Source organism: Secundilactobacillus malefermentans DSM 5705 = KCTC 3548, assembly GCF_001436395.1.
GTDB classification, from domain to species: domain Bacteria; phylum Bacillota; class Bacilli; order Lactobacillales; family Lactobacillaceae; genus Secundilactobacillus; species Secundilactobacillus malefermentans.
In genome coordinates, this window is the sequence record NZ_AZGJ01000097.1 from 1 (window position 1) to 1,731 (window position 1,731).

Consider the following 1,731-nt stretch of genomic DNA (forward strand, 5'->3'; position numbering starts at 1 on the left):
TAAAGCGACGCCACTTATTCCCTCAATGTCATTAAGTTAAGCTATTGACAAAAAAGAATAGGGCTTCAGCTACATCATTTATGTAGCTGAAGCCTTATTTTTTACTTTAAACTTGGTAAACTAAAAGGGGAAGGCACTAAACCTTCTCCTCCACAGGCCTAATTGTAACAATCCAATACCGATAAGGAGTGTGTCACTAATGTTAAACCCAACTAACAGTTTAAGCGTTCTGGACCAAATTATCAATGAAACAGTTAGCCATATTCATGATTACACTCATTCACCACAGGATTTTACGCGTAAACGGAAATTAACTGCTGGTACGATGATTAAAACGATGCTTAATATGCAGGGTAACAGCCTTAACATTGAGTTATTCAATGCTTTTCCTGGTATTGATGAACAAGTTTCAGCTTCTGCCTTTGAACAACAAAAAGGTAAGCTAAAACCCGACTGCTTCAAACATATTTTTCATCAATTCAACCAGCAAATAGCTAACGCGCAACTGTTGGATCACCATTACCATGTATTAGCGATCGATGGCTCGGACTTTGATCTGCCTTGGAATCCTACTTCAAAGTACGTTTGTGATTTTTCAAAAAATAAGCCTTATTGTCAAATGCATGTTAATACTTTATACGACTTGTTAAATAAAAGCTATCAAGACTGTATTAGCCAACCCAAAACGGCAATGGACGAACGCGGCAGTGTTTTAGCCATGCTTGATCACCTACCAGACGATTCGATCGTGATGATGGACCGTGGCTACCCAAGCTTTAATCTAATTGAAAATCTAAACCGGCACCAGGGGTTGCATTATCTTATTCGAGCCAAGTTAGGCGGCAGTATCAAAGAAATTCAAAATTTTCCAGATGGTGAGTGTGATCAAGCAATCGCGTGCCGCGTGACCACTTCTAATCATTATTACGTTACGCATAAAAGTAGTGAAAACATTCATTGTATTCAACATTATTGGCACCAGTACGAACCATTTCGTTCCAAAAATACCAAAGATCGGCGGTGGGATTTTGGCGTCTTTTGTACCGTTAAATTCCGGGCTTGTAAATTTCAAATTGGGACAACAGCTGACGGTAAGCCAGCGTGGGAAGTCTTGATCACTAATCTTCCGGCAAAGCAGTTTCCATTACCACGAATGAAACGGTTATATCATTTGCGTTGGGGCATCGAAACCGCTTTTTCTAAGCTAAAATATGATCTTGGCGCCATTCAATTTCATTCCAAAAAAGACCAGTTTATTGAAATGGAACTTTACGCCAACTTAATCATGTACAATGTGGTTAGTGCAGCCGTTAATCAAGCTTACGTCGCGCAGACCAATCACCATCATTGGGACACCATTAATTTTAAACTGGCCACTAGGATCGTGCGGTATTATTACCGCAATAACCAGCAGGCAAAGTTTCAAGCGTTATTGATTCAGCTTGGCACCTACTTAGTCCCGATTCGCCCCGGGCGTAAAAATAAGCGGCGACTAAAACCTAAGCGTGCGGTTAGTTTTGTTTATCGAGTCGCGTAAACTGACAACCTAATCTTGCGTCGCCCTTATTTTAGTGCGCTTTAAATTAGCTTTAAATTATAAAAACCACCCAATTAGCAATCATGAAATGACTAATCAGGTGGTTTTAAAATTAGCCGAGCGATTTCCTCAGGGACTAATAATTGTCAAGTCACTAACTTAATGACATTGCTTATTCCCTATACAATGTATTT

At 39.7% G+C, this 1,731-nt stretch carries 1 protein-coding gene; it reads left to right on the forward strand.

The window, feature by feature from the left end:
• The first annotated feature begins 199 nt into the window (after nucleotides 1-199).
• Nucleotides 200-1,537, forward strand: a complete 1,338-nt coding sequence (locus FD44_RS09815; protein ID WP_010619419.1) for an IS4 family transposase — start codon at nucleotides 200-202, stop codon at nucleotides 1,535-1,537.
• The last annotated feature ends 194 nt before the right edge of the window (nucleotides 1,538-1,731 follow it).

Excerpts from the sequence above, each read along its gene's own strand:
- FD44_RS09815 (WP_010619419.1), top strand. The coding sequence starts at position 200 with ATGTTAAACCCAACTAACAGTTTAAGCGTTCTGGACCAAATTATCAAT.